This is a genomic window from Nocardia sp. NPDC002869 (genome assembly GCF_046764065.1).
In the GTDB taxonomy this organism is placed as follows: domain Bacteria; phylum Actinomycetota; class Actinomycetes; order Mycobacteriales; family Mycobacteriaceae; genus Nocardia; species Nocardia rhamnosiphila.
On record NZ_JBKOOL010000285.1, the window covers coordinates 1 to 3,517 of the forward strand.

General features: G+C 72.7%; 1 protein-coding gene. It reads right to left on the reverse strand.

All coding sequences use genetic code 11. The features are described 5' to 3' along the window. Positions 1-123: 123 nt before the first annotated feature. Positions 124-3,517 (reverse strand): Rne/Rng family ribonuclease (locus ACLML9_RS28145; protein WP_411948335.1); only part of this gene is annotated, 3,394 nt, incomplete at its 5' end.

A 3,517-nucleotide genomic window follows, 5' to 3' on the forward strand; every position in this document is an offset into this window, starting at 1 on the left:
CCCGCCGGCCCCCCCGCACGGGGTGTCCCCCGCCCCCCCCCCCCCGGGGCCCCCCCCCCCGCCTTGGCCCCCGGGCGGGGGGCCGGGCCCGCATTCCGCGGGCCGGGCACCCGGCGCGATGACTCAGTGCTGTTCGTCGACCGGCGGTCCGGACGGACGACCCGCGGCCCGGCGGCGTGCCCGGCGTACCGGGACCTCGACCTCCGGCGGAGCGGCCGTGAAATCGGTCACCGGCTCGTCGGGCTGCTCGGTGGCGGACAGGACGAATACCGCGCCCGCGCTGTCGGCGGCCGGTGCGGAGGTCGAGCGGGCGACCCGGCGCCGCCGGCTGCGGGTTTCCGTCCCACCGTCATCGGCCGGGTTCGCCGTGGCGGCCGGTTCCGGGGTCACCACCGGCTCCGTCGCCGGAGCGGCGGCCGGCTCCGCCGGAGGAACCGCACCATTCGCCGAAGCGGCCGTACCGTTGCGATCCGCGGCGGGGGCGGAAGTCACGGTGGCCGCCGCCGCGGTGTCGTCGCCGGCCGGCGTCTCCGCCGGAGTTTCCGGTGCCGGCGCAGCCGCTCCGCTCTCCTCCACCGGGCCCGTTTCAGTGGCGACCACTTCCGCCGGGGCGGCCTCGGACGCGACCTGCTCGGTGGCCCTGGATTCGACGGCAGCCGTTTCGGTGACAACCGGCTCGGTAGCCGTGGGTTCGGATTCGGCCGGTCCGGTGGACCCGGATTCGGCGGGTGTACCGCTGCCGTTCAGTTCCGCGGCCGGAGTCTGCGCCTGGGTACCGGTGGCACCGGTCGACCGGCGGACCCGGGTGCGCCGGCGCCGCGGTTCGGCCGGTGCCGCACCACCCTTGCCGCTCGCGACCGCTTCCGGCGCCGCGTCGGAACCGCCCGGCTCGCCCACGGCAGCGGGCTCCGCGGCCTGTTCGGCCGATGCGGCCTCGGGCGCCGGCTCATCCTGCTCGGTCTCCGGATGATGGGTGGCCATGGCCAGTGCCACGGGGTGCGCCCGCTTGGCCGCCGCCTCCTCTTCCGACAGCTCGGGGACGGACGGCTGTGGCGCCGCGGGTGCCGCGGCGGCCTTGTCCCGGTTGCGACGGCGTCGCGAACCCGAGTCCCGGCCCCGGCCGGCACCGCCCTCGTCGGAGCCCGACGGCTCCACCGGGTAGCTGTGCACCAGGAGGCCGCGACCGTGGCAGTGCTCACAGGTGGTGGAGAACGCCTCCACCAATCCGGTCCCGAGCTTCTTACGGGTCATCTGGACCAGGCCCAGCGAGGTCACCTCGGAGACCTGGTGCCGGGTGCGGTCCCGGCCCAGCGCCTCGGTGAGACGGCGCAGGACCAGGTCACGGTTGGACTCGAGGACCATATCGATGAAGTCGACCACGATCATGCCGCCGATATCGCGCAGCCGCATCTGCCGCACGATCTCCTCGGCCGCCTCGAGGTTGTTCCGGGTGACCGTCTCCTCCAGGTTGCCGCCACCGGAGCCGGTGAACTTACCGGTGTTGACGTCGACCACCGTCATCGCCTCGGTGCGGTCGATCACCAGGGTGCCGCCCGAGGGCAGCCACACCTTGCGGTCGAGGGCCTTGGCCAGCTGCTCGTCGATGCGGTAGGTCTCGAAGACATCGACGCCGTTGTTCTCGTGCCGGGAGACCCGCGGGAGCAGATCGGGGGCGACGGTGCCGATGTAGTTCTCGACGGTGTTCCAGGAGCGTTCGCCCTCGATCACCAGTCGCGAGAAATCCTCGTTGAACAGATCGCGCACGACCTTGACGAGTAGGTCCGGCTCCTCGTAGAGAGTTTTCGGCGCGCCCGACTCGTTCGCGGCGGCCGCGGCGATCTTGCGCCAGGCCTTTTGCAGCCGTTCCACGTCACGGGTGAGTTCGGCCTCGCTGACCCCCTCGGAGGCGGTCCGGATGATGACGCCCGCGTCGGCCGGGACGATCTCGCGCAGGATCTCCTTGAGCCGTTTGCGCTCGGTATCGGGCAGTTTGCGGCTGATGCCGGTGGAGGTGCCGCCGGGCACATACACCAGGAAGCGACCGGCCAGGCTGATCTGGGTCGTCAGCCTGGCGCCCTTGTGGCCGACCGGGTCCTTGCTCACCTGGACCAGCACCTGGTCGCCGGGTTTGAGCGCCTGCTCGATCTTGCGTTCCCTACCGCCGAGCCCGGCGGCCTCCCAGTTGACCTCGCCCGCGTAGAGGACACCGTTGCGGCCCCGGCCGATATCGATGAACGCGGCCTCCATACTGGGCAGCACGTTCTGCACCTTGCCCAGGTAGACATTGCCCACCATGGATGCCGATCCGGTGTTGGTGACGAAATGCTCGACCAGGATGTTGTCCTCGAGCACGGCCACCTGGGTGGCGGACGACTGGCCCGGGAACTCCTTTTCCCGCACGACCATCACCCGGTCCACGGCCTCGCGCCGGGCCAGGAACTCCGATTCGGTGAGGATCGGCGGGCGGCGGCGGCCGGCCTCGCGGCCGTCGCGGCGGCGCTGCCGTTTGGCCTCGAGCCGGGTCGAGCCGGTGATGCCCTGTACTTCGTCGACGGTGGCGCGGGTACGGGTCTTGTTCCGCGGTTCCCGCTCGTGCACGACCGTATTGGGCGGATCGTCGTCGGCCGGTTCGCTCTCGCCGGATTCACCGGCGACCTTGCGGCGCCGGCGGCGCCGGCGACGGCGGCTGGACCCGCTCTCCGAGTCGTCCCCCGCATCACCGGACTCGTCGCTCCCGGCCTCGTCCGTCTCGTCGGCTTCGGTGGTTTTGTCGTCGTCGGTGTCGGTGGCCTGTTCGGCGTCGGCGCCCGTGTCATCCTCGGACTCGATGTCCTCGGAATCGGTGGCCTGCTCACCCCGGCCACGCCCACGCCCACGCCGGCCGCGACGGCGACGCCGGGGCTGATCGTCGGAGTCGCCCTCTTCGGACTGATCCTCGGTCTCGGCGTCCGGCTCGGTCTCGGCGCCGGAATCGGGCTCGGGTTCCGGTTCGGGCTTACGGCGGCGGCGCACCGGTTCGGCCGCCGCGGCATCCGGGGAGAGGAACAGCGGGGCCGCGACGACCGCGGATTCGAACACGATCGGTTCGGTCGAGGCGGGCTCCTCGGGCACCGGGCTCGCGAACAGATTCACCGCGGCCGTGAAGGCAGGTAGCGGGGTCACCGGCGCGGCCGGGGCGCCACTCGCGGCGGCGGAATCCGCGGGTTCGGAGATCTCGGCCGACGCGGACACCACGGTCGCGTCGGCGGACGAGCCGGCCTCGGCGGCGGTCCCGGAAGCGGCGGCGGTCGCCGGTTCGGTGCCGGATTCGGCCGGCGATTCCGGGGCCTGCTCGGCGGCACCGGCCGACACCGGTCCCTCGCCGATGCCAGGGATTTGCCCGGAGCCGGTGCCCGGCTGCACGGCGGCCGGCTCCGCCTTCTGATCCGGTGGTCGATCAGGACGTGCGGCGCTGGTGGCGCTCGGATTCGCTGTGGCAGGCCCACGATCCGCGCTACTCCGCCGATCAGGTCTGCGT